The following is an 817-nucleotide window of genomic DNA, read 5'->3' as shown; positions in this document are numbered from 1 at the left end:
GCGTCGTACTGCACCTCGGAGAGCTTCTCGAAGTGATCCACGGCCATGGTCGCGTAGGCACGCATCGGACCGAGGACGGTCTTCTCGAACTGCTCGGTGAACTGACTGAAGTTCGTGTTCGTCATGATGAGCCTCCTAGGCTTTTGAGTTCACAAGGCCTGATCGAACTCATCAGCCTTGTTGCGATGCAGCGTAGCAAAGCGTTTGACGCGCTGCAACATCGCTTGGAGACCGTCCGTCAGCGACCAGTGGCGGCCCCTGTCCGCGCTCCCGGCCCACGCCCGGCGGTTGCAATCCGGTGTGGATCTGTTTTACTCAATAAATATTTATATATAAAGAAATGCGGTGGTGAGCCGTGTGGGGCAAAAACGAGAGGAGCCGTGATGCCGCTGGATCGCCGAACGTTTCTGAAGGGGGCCGCCTCCGGGGCCGTGCTGTTCACTGTCGGTGGTGTGCCGGCCTGGCTGACACCCCGCGAGGCCCGGGCGGAGGGCGCCGATCTGCGCACGCTCACGCCGGCCCAGGCCCGGGCCCTGGCCGCCTACGGCGAGGTGCTGCTGCCCGGTGCGGACGAGGCGGGTCTGGCGCACTACCTGGATGCACAGCTCTCCGTGGACCCGGCGGATAGCCTGCTCATGATCCGTTACCTGGACGTGCCCGCGCCGTGGGATGGCTTTTATACCGGTGTTGCCCACGGCCTCGACGCCCTCGCGCAGCGGCGTCACGACTGCCCCTTCGCCGAGTTGTCCGCCGACGCGGCCCACGACCTCGCCGGCGTGATCGCCGGGGGCGAGGTGGCGGAGTGGGCGGGCCCGCC

At 65.6% G+C, this 817-nt stretch carries 1 protein-coding gene; it reads left to right on the top strand.

Going from position 1 to position 817, the window contains the following annotated elements; genetic code table 11:
• Positions 1 to 383: 383 nt before the first annotated feature.
• Positions 384 to 817, top strand: a 434-nt coding sequence (locus tag G7A99_RS22135; protein ID WP_163144149.1) for a twin-arginine translocation signal domain-containing protein, incomplete at its 3' end; no start/stop codon positions are given.

Source organism: Arhodomonas sp. KWT (assembly GCF_010993615.1).
The sequence above is the reverse complement of the archived record's forward strand: the minus strand, read 5'-3'. Positions and strand labels throughout refer to the sequence as shown.